This is a genomic window from Streptomyces sp. NPDC001156 (assembly GCF_053598275.1).
Genome location: NZ_JBSFJX010000010.1, coordinates 1 through 17588 on the forward strand (window position 1 = coordinate 1; position 17588 = coordinate 17588).

Sequence of the window (17588 nt, forward strand, 5' to 3'; positions counted from 1 at the left end):
CGAGGTCTTCGATCGCGATCGACACCCCGTGGCGTTTCGCCCAGTGCAGGAGCCGGATCAGTGCATGCCGTACCTGGGCATCCCGGTGGTCCGCGCTCCCGGACAGGTCGTAGAAGAAGCGGCGGGGCTCGCCGACCGGGTTGCCGTGCTGATCGAGGCGCCAGGCGGCGAGGTGGTCGGCGTTGGTGTCGACACCGATCAGACCGCCTGCGCGGGCGTGGGACAGGGGGACGGTGGTGACCGGCGGGATGGTCCAGGAGGCGGTGAGGTACCAGCGGGAGCGCGGTCTGTGTCGTAGTGGATGCGGTAGGCCACGGCCCGGTTCGTGGTGATGCGGTCGGCCCACTCGTCGCTGCGGTGGTGGAAGACCCCGGTTGCGGCCAGGACGTACCGGCCGTGCCGGGCGTTCGCCAGGTGCGCAAGCGGGACGGGGAGCTTGAGGGAGACTTCGCCGTCCGGGGTGACGCGGATCGTCTCATTGCCGAACCGCTTGCCCGACTCGCCGTCCGCCTGCAGGAACCAGCGCTCCGCTTCCCAGCGCCGCCGCCACGCGTGCTCGGTGAGCTGCGCCGCCTCGAGGTGGTGTCGGGTGGTGAGCAGGCGTTTGCCGCCCCGCACGACCCGCACCCGCCCCACCTCGTGATCGGCCCGCTCCCGCTCCAGCCGATCCTCCAGCAGATGCAGTCGCCGGGACTTTTGGAACCACTCCCGCCGGGTGCGGTATCCCCCCGGAGCCCGCTTCGAGCCCCTCTCGCCCACCGGCAGCGACAGGCGGTGCGCGATCGTCTTGATACCGGCCTCAAGGCTGCGGATGTGCGCGAGCTGGGCACGCCGGGACAGCGCCCACTGATCGTGGGTGGCCTTCGTGATCGAACCGGCCCACCGCGAGGACGACGCGTCGGTCAGGGCCCGCTTGCGCCTGGCCCACGTATCCGCGGAGTGCTCCAGGCCCTCAGCGCACCGGCGTTTGAGATCCTTCGAGGCCAGCGACCCCAGATGCGCGCCGACCAGACGCAACACCTGCTCGTCGTCCGGCGTAAGGGCCTTGAGGCGGGTGCGGATCGCCACGCCGGACGGGCCGACGGCCACGAAGGGGACAGCGATCGTGCGCAACGACTCACCACGCATCGATGTGCCCCCTCCCCAACACGTGATCAGCAACACGAAGAACGGTATCGGCGGGCACTGACAGTGCCCGCCATGCGTCGTGCGCGCTGCACCACCACGAACAAGTACATGCTCGTGCACACTCACACACACTCCTGCACATCCGAAACCGAACAGCTCCCAACCCCTTGAGTGCTCTCGATGATCGGCGCCATGAGTTCGGTGGCGGTGTCCGCGCCGAACTCATGGCGGACCGAGCGGACGAGAGGTGTCACGTATGCCTTACGTGGGAAACTCGCCGCACCAGTTGCGTCCGATGAGGACGGCGGGCAGGTACTCGGACTCGACCTCGATGGGGACGCCCGCGTCGTGGGCGAAGCAGACGATGGCGAGCGGTGCGAGCGTGACGAGACCCGAGGCCTGGAGGGCTCGGCTCTCCTCGCTCCAGTACTCCTTGTGCCACTGGAGGGCGTTGGCGAGGGCCCGGTTGAACCCCGCGTGGTCCTTGCGGATGAAACGGTGGAACATCTCCATCGGCGGGTACAGCAGCTTGCCCACCGTCTCCGGATCAGCGACGGCTTCCGGGTCGGTGCCGTCGACTGCGGCCACCAGCTTCGGGCCGAGGTCGGGACCGCCGAGCCAGTAGGTCTGGAGGGTGTCGATCCACGCGTAGTGGTAGTCCTGGAAGCGCGAACCGTTCTCTCACAGCAGGGAGACGGGCACGTTGCACAGAGCAGTGATCCGGTCCCGTTCCCGGCACGCCACGGCCAGATAGAAGGCCGTGAGCCAGGAGCCCGGGTTCACGTACCACCGCGGGCCGGTGGCCCGAAGACTGCGGTCCTTGTGCGCGATACGGCACTGCACATGATCCTCGGTCGTGGTCGCGGCGGCGAACACGGCGGAGCCGACCTGCATCGCGTTGACCCAAGCATCCCAGGTGGGGTAGTTCGCCGCCCGCGGATCCACCAGGCAGCGCGACTGTGCCAGGGTGAGCGTGATGCGCTGGGCGTCACCCAGATCGGTGGAGTCCTCCTCCAGGCCGTCGATCAGCTCCTGTGCGTTCTCCTGGAGCACTGCGAGGCACTCTTCCGCGTTCCCCGTGGGCAAGGGGGGGCGGTTGATGATCGAGACCAACGCGCTTCTCAACGCCGCTGCGTTTAGCGTCGTGGGCGGGGTGCAAGTCCGTTTTTCATGACGGTGACCTCGGTGTGGAAGGTGTAGCTCTGGGCGGCGGCGGGGTGCTTGCCGATGTTCGGGGCGTACTTGCTGGCTGACTTCACGCTTCTGGCCTTCATGCGCTGGCGGCGGTGTGCGGGCAGCAGGTCGTCAAGCAGTGCGCGGCCGATCGCGCCGACCAGGCGGACGGGTCCGTCGGGCAGCACGCCGGCGGCCAGGGTCACCTGGTCGCGGGCGGCGTGCAGGGCGACGGTGAAGCTGAGCCGGTCCATGTCCAGGCCCGGCTGGTCGGCCGCAGCGTCCGCGGCGGTGCGGATCAACGCTTGGTAGACCGCGAGGATGCCCCAGACCTCCTGTTCCAGGTCGGCGGGATGCCCGGAGCGCAGGACGCGGCCGTCCAGCAAGGTCGCCTTCAAGCTCGCATAGCAGGTCTCCGCCTGCCACCTTTCGTGATACAGCGTCACGAGGTGGTCGGCGGGGTGATGGGCCGGGTCCATAAGGCTGGTGACCAGCCGCCACTGCTCGCGGCGGACGGTCCCGTCGGCCAGGGTGACGGTGATCCACGCCTCGATCACGCGGACGGTCAGCATTCCGTAGCCGCGCCCGGCCCGGTAAGGGGCGGACAGGCGGGCCAGGTAGGAGCCGTCCGGCAGTCGCCGCCAGATCGTGGGACGGCGGCGGGCGGAGGAGCGCACCAGGAACTGCGCGCCGGTAGCGTGGATGCCGCGCAGGAACCCGACGGCGTCGAAACCGGCGTCCGCGAGCACCAGCATCCGGGCACTCAGGTGGGACAACAGTTTATTGGCGTAGGCGAGTTCACCGTCGGCCTCGGGGCCGAATGCGGCGGCCAGGACCGCGCGAGTGCCGGTCTCGACCAGCGTGACCAGCCGCAGCAGCGGGTAGCCAAACTCGCGCTCCTCGCCGCGCCGCTTGGGGAAGCGGGCGGTGACCGGCTCACGGTCGGGCAGTTGCACGCTGGTGCCATCGAAGGCGACCGTGCGCATCCCACACCAGTCGGCGCCCGGGCTGCCGCGCCAGGCCACCGCTCCGGCCAGGGTCTCGCACAAGACCCTCAGCGGTGCCGCCCCCAGCCGGCGACGAGCGCGTGAGAGAGAGGAGGTGTGCGGGCGCACCAGCGGTATCCCGGCCAGACCGGCAGTGAGCTTGTCCCACACCGCCCGGTACGCGCAATCCTCGAACAGAGCCAGCGCGAGGACGAAGTACACCACCACCCGGGCGGGCAGCAACCGAACCCGCTGCTGCACCGCACGGGTCTCCTCCAGCACCGCATCCACCAGCGCGAAGTCCACGACCTGGGTCAGCTCACCCAGATGCCCCGGCGCGAACACCCCCGCCGCCACCGCGACCACCCGCGTGATGACAGACTTCTCCTGCAACGGGACACCCCTTGATCACTTTGCTTGGTCGCAAGTTGATCTATCAGGTGTCCCGTTGCCCCCTTTCAGCCCCCTTGACCTGCACCTCCACACCTAAACGCAGCGGCGTTGACGCGCTTCTCCTTAGAAGATCTTGAAATGCTTGAGCTCGGCCCCAGCATAGTTACCGGTGTTCTCCGTTCGCCTGGACGAGGACGTACTGCAGCGTCTTGTTCTCGATGGCCGCTCGTATCTCCTTGGCGTACTTGGCGTCGTTCGGTGAGAAGGCGGCTCGCTCGTCCATGTCGGCCAGGATCGTGCGGACGTATTCGATGGTTCCCTGTTTCACCATGGTGCCGCTGTCCTGTGCACCGTTGCCCTGGCGCCAGTCGAGTCACGCGTTGGGGCCCTTCGCCTCGACGATGACGAGGTGGCCGTCCTTGTCACGCCAGAGCTGGTCGAACCTCTTCGAGCCGTTGGGCGTCTCGGGAAGGTCTGTTATCTCGTGCGCCCCTTCGAACTCCTGCTGTAGGAGCATGTGGCGACGAGCGGACTCCTCGCCGAGGGCCTCGCCGAGCTTGCTGTTGTTGGACACACCCTCGCCGACCGTATGGTCGAAGTGCTCCTGCGCCTGGGCAAGCGCATGCGCGGCCTCGTCGGTCGGGTTGGCTGAAAGGCCTTCTCGGCATGGGCCAGATCCATGCCCGCCACGCGCTTGGCCGAGACGTCGTCGAGGTGATGGAGGTCATGCGGAGCGACCGTGTCCCTGCCCCTCTCCAAGGGGTCGAGGTGAAACCTCTCAGGGCTCGCGTACGGCAGATCGTGGGCGGCCATCCACCCTCCGCCCGGCTTCTCGACGAGCCTGGGCAGGAGTTGGCCGTCGACCAGTTCTTCGGCGTTGTTGCGCTTGCCCATCCCCCACTTGTCGTAGTGCTCGGCGCGCCAGGCCGGGTCCTCGTTCGCGAGCCGGACGTGCTCATGGGTGATGGCCGCTCGCTCGGCCGGAGTCCGCTCATCGGCGGGCTTCTCGCGGGCGGACTCGTACTCCGCTCGATGTGCCGCGTCGTCAGCTCCCGGGTGCGCGCCGTGCGTTGACGGAGGCTCGTGGGGGCCGCCACCCGGCACTTCTGGGGTGTGACCCGGCAGGGTGTCGGTGCCGCTGCCCGGCAGGTCGTGTCCGATGCCGCCGGCACCGTGCTCGTGGCCGTGCCCGCCCGGCAGGTGGTTGTCCGCGGTGGTGGGTATCGCGTTGTCCGGGGTGTGTGCGGGGGCGCGGGTGTCGAGGCTGTTGGTCGGCAGGTTGTCGGGTGTGTGGCTGCCGGGGAGGTGGTCGCCCAGTCCGTTTCCGGGGAGGTCGCCGCCCGCGTGCACGGTCGGCATGTCGTTGCCGGCGTGGACGGCGGCGTTGTCGCCGGTGTGGCCCACGTCGCCGAGTTGGTAATTCCCTCGATTGGCGAACCGAAACAGCAACTCTCCGTCATGTTCGGCATCATGGGCGTCTGCCGTGCCGCGCGACTAGGGCGCTTTCGTCTCGTCCGGGAGCGGGCTCTGCGGTGGTCTCGGCCGGAAGAGTTCACCCCCGTCGCGCCGCCCCCGTGTGCCCGGTCCGCCGTAGCTCGCGGGCCCACCGTCGCCCGGGTGGCCGGGTCGGTCGGCGGTCCGGTGAGGGGCGTCGAGCAGGATGCCGCCGAGCACGGCGCCGCCCGTCCAGTTGCCCTCGCCGTACGGCGTCCCGTGCGCCCGTACGTCCCTCTCAGCCGACTGCCTGGCCTGCCGGGCGAGCGCGTCCGCCTCACGGGCGTCGGCGAGGGCGTCGGCCGGGGCCGGGACGGGTGGTGCGTCCGTGTTCTCCGCCGCGCGCAGTCGCCGCTCCGCCTCCGCGAGCCGGATCCTCGCCTCGCAGCCGACGGCTCCGCGGTGCGTGGTGACGTAGTCCGCGGTGGCGCCGACGGCACCGCGGGCGACGAGCAGGGCCCGCTCGAGGCGGGCCAGGGCTTCGCAACCGCCCGGTACCTGGTGCAACGCCCGGTCCAGTCCCAGGGCCACCTGCTCGATCCGTCGCAGCGCCCCCACCGGGTCGCTCGGCCCGTGTGCCCCTCGTAGCTCCGCCACCACCGACTCCCCGAGCGCGATCGCCCGGGCGGTCTGCGTGCCGAGGAGTCCGCGGGCCCGCGTCAGCGCGGTCTCGATGCCGGTCAGGGCCCCGGGGAGTGCGTCCGTGGCCGTGGCCAGATTCGCGGCGAGCCACGCGATGCCGTCCAGGAGGACCGCCGCCTGCTCCACGGCGGCCTCGCCGGCGCGCAGCAGGGCCACCGCGTCGTCCGTCCGGCCCGCGTCCATGGCCTGCCGCGCTCGGCCGAGCACGGTGGTGGCGAAGGCCAGCCGCTCCTTCGCCTGTTCGTCGTGGCCCACCACCGGCAGATACGCGGGCAAGGCGTACTGCTCGCGCAGCCCGGCCGTCGTCGCGGCCGATTCCGGGATCCGCGCCGCCACCTCCCTGGACCGTGCCTCGGCATGCGCCAGTGCCTCGCCCGTGGTCCGCTCCAGCGCCCGCAACTGGTCCCATCCGGGTGCCTCCGCGTCGAGGCGCCGCCCGGCGGCTCCGCACCGCCCGAGGATCTCCGTCAGCAGCACCCGCGCCTCGCCCGCCCCGTCGTCGAACCGTTGCCGGGCCCCGAAGGCCTGCGTCAGTTCGGCCGCCGCGAACTCCACCGCCTCCGTGCACGCCCGTATCGTCTCGTCCCCCAACTGCACTGCGGCACAACGGAGTTCCTCCCGACTCGCGCGTATGCAGTCGTCGGTCTCGATGAGTGAGTGCTGCGCCCGCCGGTCGAGTTCGTCGAGCGGCACGACGGTGGGGGAGGCTCCGCCGGGCGTCGTACGGGTCCTCGCACGCAGCCTGCGCCGCACCGACGCGTACCCCGCCACGGCCACGGCGGTGACCCCGGCTATCAGTGGCAGGACCAGGTCGCCGGTGGACGTCTGCTGCGGCGCCGACACCACCCCGAACACAGCAGGAACCGACCGCACGGCTGGATACGCGACGGCCCGGCGCGGCCGGCGTCGACGGTGGGGCGGCGTCACATTTCGGAGCGTATGACCGATCCGGCGCTTCGGCGACCGGGATGCGCCGCTCGATGGGCGGAGGGTGGATCCGGCGATCGGCGAGGACGGTGGCATCATCGGGACTCACGGAACACCAGGGGGAGCGGGGGCTCGATGGATGTCATCTCACTGATCGCAGGGGTGGTGGTCGTCGGGCTCTGTGCCGGTGTGGGAGTCCCGGCCGTGACGACCGGCTGGGTACTGCCGTGGCACCGGGGCCGCGTCCTGCGGCCGCGGCTGTGGGGCTACGGATGCCTGCTCGTCGGAGCGGCGGCGGTGCTGTCGTGGTGCAGCGAGAACGTGTCCGGCGACGCCGCGTACGGCGTCCTCTCCGACAGCGGCCTGGCCTGCTTGCTCGTCGGCTTTGCGGTGCAGTTCCTCGGTCACCGTGCCGGACGGGTCTCCGCTTGACGAACAACCGAGCGGCTCTCACCCGCTCCGATCTCGCGCCTCTCGCCCGCGCGGCGCTGGGCGCCGGTCGGCGCCTGGAGACCGTCACCCGACTGCGCGGCGGCAGCAAGAAGGGTGTCTACCGCCTCACCCTGGAGGACGGCTCCACCGCCATCGCCTACGTCTGGTCACCCGACGAGGACTACTGGGACCAGCCGCCCGCCGACGCCCGCGACCCCTTCTCGCACGCCTCGGGCCTCGACCTGTTCACGGCGTCCCACGACCGTCTCGGTGCCGTCGGTGTCCGCACGCCCCGCCTGCTGTTCACCGACTCCACCCGCACGCACCTCCCGGGGGACGCGGCGGTCGTCGAGGACCTCGACGGCGGCAGCCTGGAGGAACTGCTGCACCGCGACCCGCTCGCGGCCGCGCGCCCGCTGGCGGAACTCTCCGCCGGCCTGACCGCGATGCGGGCCTGCACGGCACCCCGCTTCGGCAAGGTGGCCGTCGTCGACCGCGGCGGCAGCGCGTCCGGCAGTTCGTGCGAGGCCCTGGTACGGGACCGCGCACTGCGCGAGGCCGAGGAGGCCGCCGCCCGGGAGCCCCGTATGGCGGCCGTGCGCGAACGCCTCGACGACCGGGTGCGCTCCCTCGCCGCGAAGGTGCGCCCCCGGGCCCGCCACACCCTCGTCCACGGCGAGCTGGGCCCGGACCACGTCCTGCTGGACCGGCACGGCCGCCCCGCGCTGATCGATGTCGAGGGCCTGATGTACTTCGACGCCGAGTGGGAGCACGTGTTCCTGCGGCTCCGGTTCGGGCGCCACTACGACGCCCTTGGCGTCTCCGGCCTGGACGACTCCCGTCTGCGCCTGTATACCCTCGCCATGCATCTCAACCTCGTCGCCGGGCCGTTGCGTCTTCTCGACGGCGACTTCCCGGACCCGGCGCCGATGCGGGCCATCGCGGAGTACAACCTTTGGTGCGTGCTGGAGCTGGTGCGACGATGACCGGTATGCACGAGGTCATGGCGGGAGTGGCCGCGGCGGCCGTGGTGGCCGGCGTGGCGATGGGCGTCGCCGGGGCGGCGACGGGCTGGTCGCCTTCGTGGGCCGGCCGCAGGATCCTGCGGCCGAGGCTGTGGGGGTACGGCACGCTGGTGGGCGCCGTCGGCATGGCCGCGTACCTCTTCCTCGGTCCCCTCGGCGACTCCCCGTTCGCCCACAGGCCCGAGGCGGGCGTGGGCCTCGCGCTGTGGATGGCGGGACTGGTGGCGCAGATGCTGAGCGGGCGCCCGGGTCGTACCCCCGAAGCGGACTCTACGAAGAACGCCTCCTGATCTTCGACCCCAGCCACACCAGCGGGTCGTACTTGCGGTCGACCGCCCGCTCCTTCAAGGGGATCAGCGCGTTGTCCGTGATCTTGATCCCCTCCGGGCACACCTCCGTGCAGCACTTGGTGATGTTGCAGTAGCCGAGGCCGTGCTCGTCCTGGGCGGTGCGCTTGCGGTCCAGGCCCGCCTGGTCCGCCGCGTCCAGCGGGTGCATGTCCAGTTCGGCCACCCGCATCAGGAAGCGCGGACCGGCGAACACCTGCTTGTTCTCCTCGTGGTCGCGCACGACATGGCAGGTGTCCTGGCACAGGAAGCACTCGATGCACTTGCGGAACTCCTGCGAGCGTTCCACGTCCTCCTGCATCATGCGGTACTCGCCGGGGCCGAGGTCGGCGGGCGGCACGAAGGACGGGATCTCGCGCGCCTTGCGGTAGTTGAAGCCCACGTCCGTCACCAGGTCGCGGACCACCGGGAAGGCGCGCAGCGGTGTCACCGTGATCGTCTCGTCCCGTTCGAACACCGACATCCGCGTCATACACATCAGCCGCGGCCGCCCGTTGATCTCTGCCGAGCACGAACCGCACTTGCCGGCCTTGCAGTTCCAGCGCACGGCGAGGTCGGCCGCCTGGGTGGCCTGGAGCCGGTGGATGATGTCCAGCACCACCTCGCCGTCGTTGACCTCGACCTTGAAGTCCTCCAGGGCGCCGCCCTGCGCATCGCCCCGCCACACCTTGAAGCGGGCCTCGTAGCTGCTCACTCGTAGAGCTCCTCTTCGGCCAGGTACTTGACCAGCTCCTCCTTCTCGAAGAGGGCGAGCAGGTCGGGGCGGACGGGTTCGGTGGTCTCCCGGAGAAGGGTGATCTGGCCGCGGACCGGATCGGTCGCCGCCAGACCCCCGGTGGGGTCGGTGAGCTGGCACAGCAGATTGACGCGGCGCCATGCGCGGTCCATCGCCGGACAGTCCTCGCGGGTGTGTCCGCCGCGGGACTCCGTGCGCTCCAGCGCGGCCCGCGCCACACACTCGCTGACCAGCAGCATGTTCCGCAGGTCGAGGGCGAGGTGCCAGCCGGGATTGAACTGCCGGTGCCCTTCGACGCCCGCCCTGCGGGCTCGTACTCGCAGATCCGCCAGTTTCTTCAGCGCCTGCTGCATCTCCGCCTCGCGGCGGATGATGCCGACCAGGTCGTTCATGGTCTGCTGGAGTTCCTGGTGGAGGGTGTACGGGTTCTCCGGCGGGCGGTGGGGCTCCTCGATGTCCTCGCCGGGCGCCGGACCCTCGACCGAGAACGGTCGCAGGGCCTCCGCCGCCGCCGCGTTCACCTGGATGTCGTCCACCGCGGGGCGCACGGCGAGGCCTGTCGCGTACTGCGCCGCGTGCAGACCGGCCCGGCGCCCGAACACCAGCAGGTCGGAGAGCGAGTTGCCGCCCAGCCGGTTGGAGCCGTGCATACCGCCGGCCACCTCACCGGCCGCGTACAGGCCCTGGACCCCGCGGGTTGCCGCCGTGTCCGAGTCGACCGCGATGCCGCCCATCACGTAGTGGCAGGTCGGGCCGACCTCCATCGCCTCGGCGGTGATGTCGACGTCCGCCAGCTCCTTGAACTGGTGGTACATCGACGGCAGCCGGCGCCGGATGACCTCGGCGGGCATGCGCGTCGACACGTCCAGGAAGACCCCGCCGTGCGGGGAGCCGCGCCCGGCCTTCACCTCGGCGTTGATGGCGCGCGCGACTTCGTCGCGGGGGAGGAGCTCGGGCGGCCGCCGGTTGTTGTCCGGGTCCTCGTACCAGCGGTCGGCCTCGTCCTCCGACTGCGCGTACTTCTCCTTGAAGACGTCGGGGATGTAGTCGAACATGAACCGCTTGTCCTCGGAGTTCCTGAGCACCCCGCCGTCGCCGCGCACCGACTCGGTGACGAGGATGCCCTTCACCGACGGCGGCCAGACCATGCCCGTCGGATGGAACTGCACGAACTCCATGTTCAGCAGCGGTGCCCCGGCGAGCAGCGCCAGTGCGTGCCCGTCGCCCGTGTACTCCCACGAGTTCGAGGTCACCTTGAAGGACTTGCCGATGCCGCCCGTCGCGATCACCACGGCGGGTGCCTCGAGGACGAAGAAGCGGCCGGACTCGCGCTCGTAGGCGAAGACCCCGGACACCCGGTCCCCGTCCTTGAGGATCCTGGTGACGGTGCACTCCTGGAAGACCTTCAGCCGGGACTCGTAGTCCCCGGTCTCCTTCTCGTCCTCCTGCTGGAGGGCCACGATCTTCTGCTGGAGTGTCCGGATCAGCTCCAGGCCGGTTCGGTCGCCGACGTGCGCGAGGCGCGGGTACTCGTGGCCGCCGAAGTTGCGCTGAGAGATGCGCCCGTCCTTCGTGCGGTCGAAGAGGGCGCCCCAGGTCTCCAGTTCCCAGACCCGGTCGGGTGCCTCGCGCGCGTGCAGCTCGGCCATCCGCCACTGGTTGAGGAACTTCCCGCCGCGCATGGTGTCGCGGAAGTGCACCTGCCAGTTGTCATGGGGATTGGCGTTGCCCATCGCCGCCGCGATGCCGCCTTCCGCCATCACCGTGTGCGCCTTGCCGAACAGCGACTTGCAGATCACGGCCGTACGGGCACCGCGCTCGCGGGCCTCGATGGCGGCCCTGAGGCCGGCGCCGCCGGCCCCGACCACGACCACGTCCCACTCCTGCCGATCGACCACGGACATCAGAAGAACCTCGGATCGTCGAAGGCGCCGGACGCCACCAGGTACACGTAGAAGTCGGCGAGTGCCACGCTGACCAGGGACGCCCACGCGAGGAGCATGTGCCGGGCGTTCAGCCGGCTGACGAACTGCCATGCCCCGTAGCGCACGGGATGCTTGGAGAAGTGCTTGAGCTTCCCGCCGACGATGTGCCGACAGGAGTGGCAGGAGAGGGTGTACGCCCAGATCAGGACGATGTTCACCAGGAAGACCAGGGTGCCCAGCCCCATATGGCCCCAGCGGTAGTGCTGGTCGCGGAAGGCGAGCACGGTGTCGTACGTGAGCACACCCGCCACGAGGAGTGCCGCGTAGAAGAAGTACCGGTGGATGTTCTGCAGGATCAGCGGGAAGCGGGTCTCACCGCTGTACGTGCGGTGTGGCTCGGCCACCGCGCAGGCCGGGGGCGACATCCAGAAGCCGCGGTAGTACGCCTTGCGGTAGTAGTAGCAGGTCAGGCGGAAACCGAGCGGGAAGATCAGGATGATGATCGCCGGGGAGATCGCCCACCAGCTGCCGAACAGGTCGGCGTTGGGGCCCGCGTGCATGGTCCGGCAGCGTTCCGCCAGACAGGGCGAGTAGAACGGGGAGACGTAGGGCGCCGCGTAGTAGTGAGCGTCGGCGAACGCGCGCCACGTCGAGTAGACGACGAAGGCCAGCAGCCCGGCGGCGGTGGCGGCCGGGGCCAGCCACCAGCGGTCGGTGCGCAGATGCGGGGCGGCGATCGCGGCGCGCGTACCGGTGCGCACGCCGCCGGGCGCATGGGATTCCGTGTCGGGGGGTTCCGTATCAGTGGTCACGCTATGACGCACCTTTCAGGGCTCGGTTCGGCTCCGGGCCGCGGACGTGTCGCCGTGCGCCCGGCCGCGGCCCTTCGGCTCACTCGCCTGTGGGTTCAGGGGGCGTGCCGGTCCCGGGCGCCGAGGCCCTCGTCGTCCGAGTCCGTCCACAGGCTGGTGTCGTACGGGGTGTCCGGGATCGTCACGAGGTCGACCCGCCGGGCTGCCTCGGGGGCGGCGGTGGCCTCGCGCAGTAGTGCGACGCTCTCGCGCAGGTGATCGGCGTCGATGCGGACGCGGCGTATCTCGAGCCCGCCGCTCCCCATCTGCTGCTCCAGGCGCCCCACCGACCGGTACAGGTCGTCGAGGCACCGCTGAACCGACGTCAGTTCGTCATACACGGACATGACGTGACCTCACTTCCAGGGGCCGGTGGCCCAGGGCGGCGACGTTCATGCGCCTGCGAGTGTTGCGCGTCACACCGGTCGGTGTGAAGGGACATGCAGGGATTGGCCGAGGCGCATCGTCGTGTGCGGGTGCGGATTCGATTTCCCGGCCCCGTCGGGGGCCGGGACGCGGGGGCGGGACCAGCAGGGGCGGTAGGCCGTCCGGGTGACCTTCCCGGCGCTCGTCGCCGTGTCGCCCAACGCACCTCACCCCTTTCATCTTCAGTGGTCCATATATCTGATCAACACCAAATACCCCCAAACCGGAACAACCGGATCATAACCCTCGCTCATCGATCGAGCGGCTCCCGGAGGAGGACGTGATGTCCCACGACGACGTCGGACCCCGCACGGTGATGCGCTCGGTCGCACTCCTCGCCGCGGGAGCCCTCGCGGTGTCCGCGCTCGTCGGTTGCAGCGCCGACGAGGACCGGAGCAAACCGGTCGCCGCCCAGGACATCGCCCCGGCCGCCCGTACGGTCGTCGCCGACGGCGGCACCCTGCGCTGGGCCGTCGACGCCGTGCCCCGGACCCTGAACACCTTCCAGGCGGACGCCGACGCCTCCACCACTCGGGTGGCCGGCGCGGTGCTGCCCGCGATGTTCCGGCTGGACGCCAACGGCCGTCCCGAGCGCAATCCGGACTACCTCGAGTCGGCCAAGGTCGTGTCGACCGAGCCCAAGCAGGTCGTCGTCTACCGCCTCAACCAGCAGGCCGTCTGGAGCGACGGCCGGGAGATCGGCGCCGACGACTTCGCCGCCCAGTGGCGCGCCCTCTCCGGCCGGGACAGCGCGTACTGGACCGCCCGCAACGCGGGGTACGACCGCATCGAGAACGTCGAGCGCGGCGCGAACAACCTCGAGGTCAAGGTCACCTTCGGCAAGCCGTACGCCGACTGGCGGTCGCTCTTCTCACCCTTGTACCCGAAGGACGTCATGGGCACCGCGAACGGCTTCAACGACGGAGCGAGGGCGGCCTTGAAAGCCACTGCTGGCCCGTTCACCCTTCAGGGTGTCGACGCCAAGAAGGGCGAGGTCACCCTCAGCCGCAATCCGCGCTGGTGGGGTCGCCCCGCCAAGCTCGACCAGATCGTGCTCGTGGCCGTCCCGCGCGACAAACGGGCCGCCGCGATCGCCGCCGGGTCGGTCGACATGGCGGAGATCGACCCGCAGGACGCCGGACGGATCGCGACCGCCGCAAAGAACAAGGGCAGCGCCGCCCCGCAGGGCTCCTCCCCGGCCGCCACCGCGCAGAGTGCGTCCCCGGGTGCCACTGCGGAGAGTGCATCGCCGGGTGCCACTGCGGAGAGTGCGTCGCCGGGTGCCACTGCGGGGAGTGCATCGCCGGGCGCCACCGCGTCGGGCGGCCCGTCCGCCGCGCCGGGCGCCGCGACGCGGAAGGCCCAGAGCGAGTACGTGATCCGCAAGTCGCTCGAGCCTGCCTTCACCCAGCTCGCCCTGAACGGCTCCCGGGCCCCGCTCAGTGACGAGCGGGTGCGCCGGGCCGTGGCCCGCGCCCTCAACCGCGAGGAACTGGCCGGACTGGTGCTCACCCCGCTCCGGCTGCCCGCCGTGCCGGTCGGCAGCCACCTCGCCCTGTCGGGACAGGAGGCGTACGCCGACAACAGCGGCGCCCTCGGCGACCAGGACACCGGCCAGGCGAAGGAACTGCTCAGCGAGGCGGGCTGGGTGCCCGGAGGACCGGTCAAGGAGGAGAAGAAGACGGCCGGGTCGGGGGGCAAGAAGGCGGCCGGCGGCAAGGGCGCGGGCGACGACGGCAAGAACCCGGTCGGGGAGGACGACAAGGGGTACCGGAAGGACCCCGGTGACCACTCGAAGAGGCAGCCCGTGCAGCCCGGGCACAAGGCCGGGGTGCCGGGGGCGTACGCGCCCAAGGGCACCGCCGCTCCGGGCGGGAATGTGAAGGGGGCGCTCGCCAAGGACGGCAAGGCGCTGGTGCTGCGGTTCGTCCTGCCGTCCGGGCCGGGCTCCCAGACCCTGCGTACGGTCGCCGACCGCATCACGCGCATGCTGGAGAAGGTCGGGATCCGCACCGAGATCGTCAAGGTTTCGGACGAGAGCTACTTCAAGGACCACATCGCGTCCGGGGACTACGACCTCGCGCTGTACTCCTGGCCCGTATCGGCGTTCCCCGCCACCGACGCCCGGCCGATCTACGCCAAGCCGGTGCCGGCGTCCGACGGCACGCTGAGCGTCGAGCAAAACTACACCCGGGTCGGCACCGACCAGGTGGACCAGCTGTTCGACCAGGCGATCGCCACGCTGAACGAGAGCGAGGAGCGCGCCCTGATGCGCAAGGCCGACGCCCGCATCTGGGCCACCGCGAGCTCGATCCCCCTCTACCAGCGCCCCCAGCTCACGGCCGTGCGCGCCGACCTCGCCAACGCGGGCTCGTTCGGGTTCCAGGCTCCGGCCTACGAGGACATGGGCTTCCTGAAGAAGGGGGTGCGGCCCTCGGCGAGCCCGTCGTCGTGACCGGAGTGGGTGGCCCGCGCAACGGGCCTGGTCAAGGGGCCTGATCTGTACCCGGCAAGCCCGAACGGCAGGGTCCCCTTACCATGGGACAAGGCCGAGGCGTGTTCAGCCCGGCAGGCCGGCGCAGCGAAAGCGCGGACCATCCTCACCATTCCGGGAGTACGCCACATCATGGCCACGCGCCACGACATCCGCAATGTCGCCATCGTCGCCCACGTAGACCACGGCAAGACGACCATCGTCGACGGCATGCTGAAGCAGGCCGGTGCCTTCGCCGCTCACCAGCTCGAGCAGGTCGACGACCGCGTCATGGACTCGAACGACCTGGAGCGTGAGAAGGGCATCACGATCCTCGCCAAGAACACGGCGGTGAACTACCACCCCAAGGACGGCGGGGACCCGATCACGATCAACATCATCGACACCCCCGGCCACGCCGACTTCGGCGGCGAGGTCGAGCGCGGCCTGTCGATGGTGGACGGTGTCGTCCTGCTCGTGGACGCCTCCGAGGGCCCGCTGCCGCAGACCCGCTTCGTGCTGCGCAAGGCGCTCCAGGCCCGGCTGCCCGTCATCCTGTGCATCAACAAGACGGACCGCCCCGACGCCCGTATCGACGAGGTCGTCAACGAGACGTACGACCTGTTCCTGGACGTGGACGCGGACGAGGACCAGATCGAGTTCCCGATCGTCTACGCCTGCGGCCGTGACGGCATCGCGTCCCTGACCAAGCCGGAGAACGGCACGGTCCCGGCCGACAGCGACAGCCTGGAGCCGTTCTTCTCCACGATCCTCGAGCACATCCCGGCCCCCACGTACGAGGAGGACGCGCCGCTCCAGGCCCACGTCACCAACCTCGACGCCGACAACTTCCTCGGCCGTATCGCGCTGCTCCGCGTCGAGCAGGGCGAGCTGCGCAAGGGCCAGACCGTCGCCTGGATCAAGCGCGACGGCTCGGTCAGCAACGTCCGCATCAGCGAGCTGATGATGACCGAGGCCCTCACCCGCAAGCCGGCGGAGAAGGCCGGTCCGGGTGACATCTGCGCCGTCGCCGGTATCCCCGACATCATGATCGGCGAGACCCTCGCCGACCCGGAGAACCCCGTCGCGCTGCCGCTGATCACGGTCGACGAGCCCGCCATCTCGATGGTCATCGGTACCAACACCTCGCCGCTCGTCGGCCGGGGCGGCACCGGCAAGGGCGCCAACGTCAAGGCCACGGTCAAGGACCGCAAGGTCACCGCGCGCCAGGTCAAGGACCGCCTCGACCGCGAGCTGATCGGTAACGTCTCGCTGCGGGTCCTGGACACCGAGCGTCCGGACGCCTGGGAGGTGCAGGGCCGCGGTGAGCTGGCGCTCGCCATCCTGGTGGAGACCATGCGCCGTGAGGGCTACGAGCTCACCGTCGGCAAGCCGCAGGTCGTCACCAAGGACGTCGACGGCAAGGTCCACGAGCCCGTCGAGCGTCTGACCATCGACGTGCCCGAGGAGCACATGGGCGCGGTCACGCAGCTCATGGGCGTCCGCAAGGGCCGTATGGACAACATGTCCAACCACGGCTCCGGCTGGGTGCGCATGGAGTTCGTGGTGCCCTCGCGCGGTCTGATCGGCTTCCGTACGGAGTTCCTGACCGGCACGCGCGGCACGGGTATCGCCCACTCCATCCACGAGGGCCACGAGCCCTGGTTCGGCCCCCTCCAGACCCGTAACAACGGCTCGCTGGTCGCCGACCGCTCCGGCAGTGTCACCGCCTTCGCGATGACCAATCTCCAGGAGCGCGGCACGCTCTTCATCGAGCCCGGCACCGAGGTGTACGAGGGCATGATCGTCGGCGAGAACTCCCGCTCCGACGACATGGACGTCAACATCACCAAGGAGAAGAAGCTCACCAACATCCGGTCGGCCACGTCGGACATCGCCGAGTCGATCGTGCCGCCGCGCAAGCTGTCGCTGGAGCAGTCCCTGGAGTTCTGCCGCGACGACGAGTGCGTCGAGGTGACCCCGGAGTCCGTCCGCATCCGCAAGGTCGTCCTCGACCAGCGTGACCGCGCCCGAGCCGCCAGCCGCGCCAAGCACGGCTGACGAGGCCCCTGTACAACGAAGGCCGGGCACCCCAGCGTGGGGTGCCCGGCCTTCGTTGTCGGGAAAGGATAGGGAAAACCCTTCATTCTGGTCGGGCACCCGTGTGACGCGCTCGATACGCTCTACTCTGCTTCCCGATGTGCACCCTGTCCGCGCCCTGTGGGCCGCCGGAGAGACGCGCCCGACATGGGGTCTGCTGACCGGAACGGAACGGTACGTACACCGTGCGTGCCGGGGTGAGGACACGCCTGGACGCCCCCTCCCGGAAGCCATCTTAAAAGCAACCGGATTTTGCCCCCCGCCTGTCCGGAATGCGGACACCTGACACCGGTAGATGTGTAACAAGTCCGTTTCGCATGGATCTTTCGGCCGACGCTTTGTCCGGATTTTGGAAGAAGTACACGCCAGGTGTGATCGAACCGAGACCTTAGGAATGTGGTTCGGCCACGAGTTCTGCCAGATAGTTAGGCGCGTAGAGCTCGGAGGAATGGGTCACGCGCTGACTGGTGGCGCCGACTCACGAGCGCGGGGCACTTGACTATCCACAGCGCCGATGGCGGTGGCGTGTC

General features: G+C 70.0%; 14 protein-coding genes and 2 pseudogenes. 5 read left to right on the forward strand and 11 right to left on the reverse strand.

Translation table 11 applies throughout. The features are described 5' to 3' along the window. From ACWDA7_RS07795 to ACWDA7_RS07825, 7 genes and pseudogenes are all read right to left on the reverse strand, one after another. Positions 1–1128: pseudogene (locus tag ACWDA7_RS07795) on the reverse strand (IS200/IS605 family accessory protein TnpB-related protein); the annotation flags it as partial. A gap of 261 nt (positions 1129–1389) precedes the next feature. Further along, positions 1390–2181, reverse strand: a pseudogene (locus ACWDA7_RS07800) (immunity 49 family protein). A gap of 83 nt (positions 2182–2264) precedes the next feature. Beyond that, the gene (locus ACWDA7_RS07805; RefSeq protein WP_450603287.1) at positions 2265–3680 is read right to left on the reverse strand and encodes an IS4 family transposase; all 1416 of its coding nucleotides are present in this window, start codon (positions 3678–3680) and stop codon (positions 2265–2267) included. Between the two features lie 163 nt (positions 3681–3843). Next, entirely contained in the window at positions 3844–4011 is a 168-nt protein-coding gene (locus ACWDA7_RS07810; RefSeq protein ID WP_450603288.1) for a hypothetical protein, read from the reverse strand. A 42-nt stretch (positions 4012–4053) separates the two neighbouring features. Beyond that, the gene (locus tag ACWDA7_RS07815; RefSeq protein ID WP_450603289.1) at positions 4054–4197 is read right to left on the reverse strand and encodes a hypothetical protein; all 144 of its coding nucleotides are present in this window, start codon (positions 4195–4197) and stop codon (positions 4054–4056) included. Then, positions 4158–5084 carry a hypothetical protein gene (locus ACWDA7_RS07820; RefSeq protein ID WP_450603290.1) on the reverse strand — a complete coding sequence of 309 codons (927 nt, stop codon included), beginning with the start codon at positions 5082–5084 and terminating at the stop codon, positions 4158–4160. The genes ACWDA7_RS07815 and ACWDA7_RS07820 overlap by 40 nt, the downstream gene beginning before the upstream one ends. A gap of 90 nt (positions 5085–5174) precedes the next feature. Further along, on the reverse strand, positions 5175–6743 hold the full coding sequence (locus ACWDA7_RS07825; RefSeq protein WP_450603291.1) for a TPM domain-containing protein: 1569 nt from the start codon (positions 6741–6743) through the stop codon (positions 5175–5177). 135 nt (positions 6744–6878) lie between these two features. Between ACWDA7_RS07825 and ACWDA7_RS07830 the strand changes: the two genes are divergently transcribed. The 3 genes from ACWDA7_RS07830 to ACWDA7_RS07840 are packed head-to-tail and all read left to right on the forward strand — an operon-like array spanning position 6879 to position 8490. After that, complete coding sequence (locus ACWDA7_RS07830) at positions 6879–7175, forward strand: hypothetical protein (RefSeq protein WP_450603292.1); 297 nt, start codon at positions 6879–6881, stop codon at positions 7173–7175. Continuing rightward, the gene (locus ACWDA7_RS07835) at positions 7172–8161 is read left to right on the forward strand and encodes a phosphotransferase (protein ID WP_450603293.1); all 990 of its coding nucleotides are present in this window, start codon (positions 7172–7174) and stop codon (positions 8159–8161) included. Before ACWDA7_RS07830 ends, ACWDA7_RS07835 begins: the two co-directional genes overlap by 4 nt. Beyond that, positions 8158–8490, forward strand: coding sequence for a hypothetical protein (locus ACWDA7_RS07840; RefSeq protein ID WP_450603294.1), 333 nt, complete (start codon positions 8158–8160; stop codon positions 8488–8490). The genes ACWDA7_RS07835 and ACWDA7_RS07840 overlap by 4 nt, the downstream gene beginning before the upstream one ends. Here the strand turns inward: ACWDA7_RS07840 and ACWDA7_RS07845 are convergent. The 4 genes from ACWDA7_RS07845 to ACWDA7_RS07860 form a co-directional block, all read right to left on the reverse strand. After that, entirely contained in the window at positions 8471–9241 is a 771-nt protein-coding gene (locus ACWDA7_RS07845) for a succinate dehydrogenase/fumarate reductase iron-sulfur subunit (protein ID WP_360998682.1), read from the reverse strand. The two genes, ACWDA7_RS07840 and ACWDA7_RS07845, sit on opposite strands and share 20 nt — an antisense overlap. Further along, on the reverse strand, positions 9238–11187 hold the full coding sequence (locus tag ACWDA7_RS07850; protein ID WP_450603295.1) for a fumarate reductase/succinate dehydrogenase flavoprotein subunit: 1950 nt from the start codon (positions 11185–11187) through the stop codon (positions 9238–9240). The genes ACWDA7_RS07845 and ACWDA7_RS07850 overlap by 4 nt, the downstream gene beginning before the upstream one ends. After that, the gene (locus tag ACWDA7_RS07855) at positions 11187–12020 is read right to left on the reverse strand and encodes a hypothetical protein (RefSeq protein WP_450603296.1); all 834 of its coding nucleotides are present in this window, start codon (positions 12018–12020) and stop codon (positions 11187–11189) included. The genes ACWDA7_RS07850 and ACWDA7_RS07855 overlap by 1 nt, the downstream gene beginning before the upstream one ends. 95 nt (positions 12021–12115) lie before the next feature. Continuing rightward, complete coding sequence (locus ACWDA7_RS07860; protein ID WP_450603297.1) at positions 12116–12406, reverse strand: hypothetical protein; 291 nt, start codon at positions 12404–12406, stop codon at positions 12116–12118. A gap of 362 nt (positions 12407–12768) precedes the next feature. On the opposite strand from ACWDA7_RS07860, the gene ACWDA7_RS07865 reads away from it, so the two are divergent. Beyond that, the gene (locus tag ACWDA7_RS07865) at positions 12769–14940 is read left to right on the forward strand and encodes an ABC transporter family substrate-binding protein (protein WP_450603298.1); all 2172 of its coding nucleotides are present in this window, start codon (positions 12769–12771) and stop codon (positions 14938–14940) included. A gap of 171 nt (positions 14941–15111) precedes the next feature. Continuing rightward, positions 15112–17019 carry a translational GTPase TypA gene (gene typA / locus ACWDA7_RS07870; protein WP_329504986.1) on the forward strand — a complete coding sequence of 636 codons (1908 nt, stop codon included), beginning with the start codon at positions 15112–15114 and terminating at the stop codon, positions 17017–17019. Positions 17020–17588: the final 569 nt, after the last annotated feature.

What these genes read in the sequence shown, in the direction of transcription:
- ACWDA7_RS07840 (WP_450603294.1), top strand. Translation starts at nt 8,158, where the DNA reads ATGACCGGTATGCACGAGGTCATGGCGGGAGTGGCCGCGGCGGCCGTG.
- ACWDA7_RS07830 (WP_450603292.1), top strand. Translation starts at nt 6,879, where the DNA reads ATGGATGTCATCTCACTGATCGCAGGGGTGGTGGTCGTCGGGCTCTGT.
- ACWDA7_RS07810 (WP_450603288.1), bottom strand. Translation starts at nt 4,011, where the DNA reads ATGGTGAAACAGGGAACCATCGAATACGTCCGCACGATCCTGGCCGAC.
- ACWDA7_RS07865 (WP_450603298.1), top strand. Translation starts at nt 12,769, where the DNA reads ATGTCCCACGACGACGTCGGACCCCGCACGGTGATGCGCTCGGTCGCA.
- typA (WP_329504986.1), top strand. Translation starts at nt 15,112, where the DNA reads ATGGCCACGCGCCACGACATCCGCAATGTCGCCATCGTCGCCCACGTA.
- ACWDA7_RS07815 (WP_450603289.1), bottom strand. Translation starts at nt 4,197, where the DNA reads ATGCTCCTACAGCAGGAGTTCGAAGGGGCGCACGAGATAACAGACCTT.
- ACWDA7_RS07860 (WP_450603297.1), bottom strand. Translation starts at nt 12,406, where the DNA reads ATGTCCGTGTATGACGAACTGACGTCGGTTCAGCGGTGCCTCGACGAC.
- ACWDA7_RS07850 (WP_450603295.1), bottom strand. Translation starts at nt 11,187, where the DNA reads ATGTCCGTGGTCGATCGGCAGGAGTGGGACGTGGTCGTGGTCGGGGCC.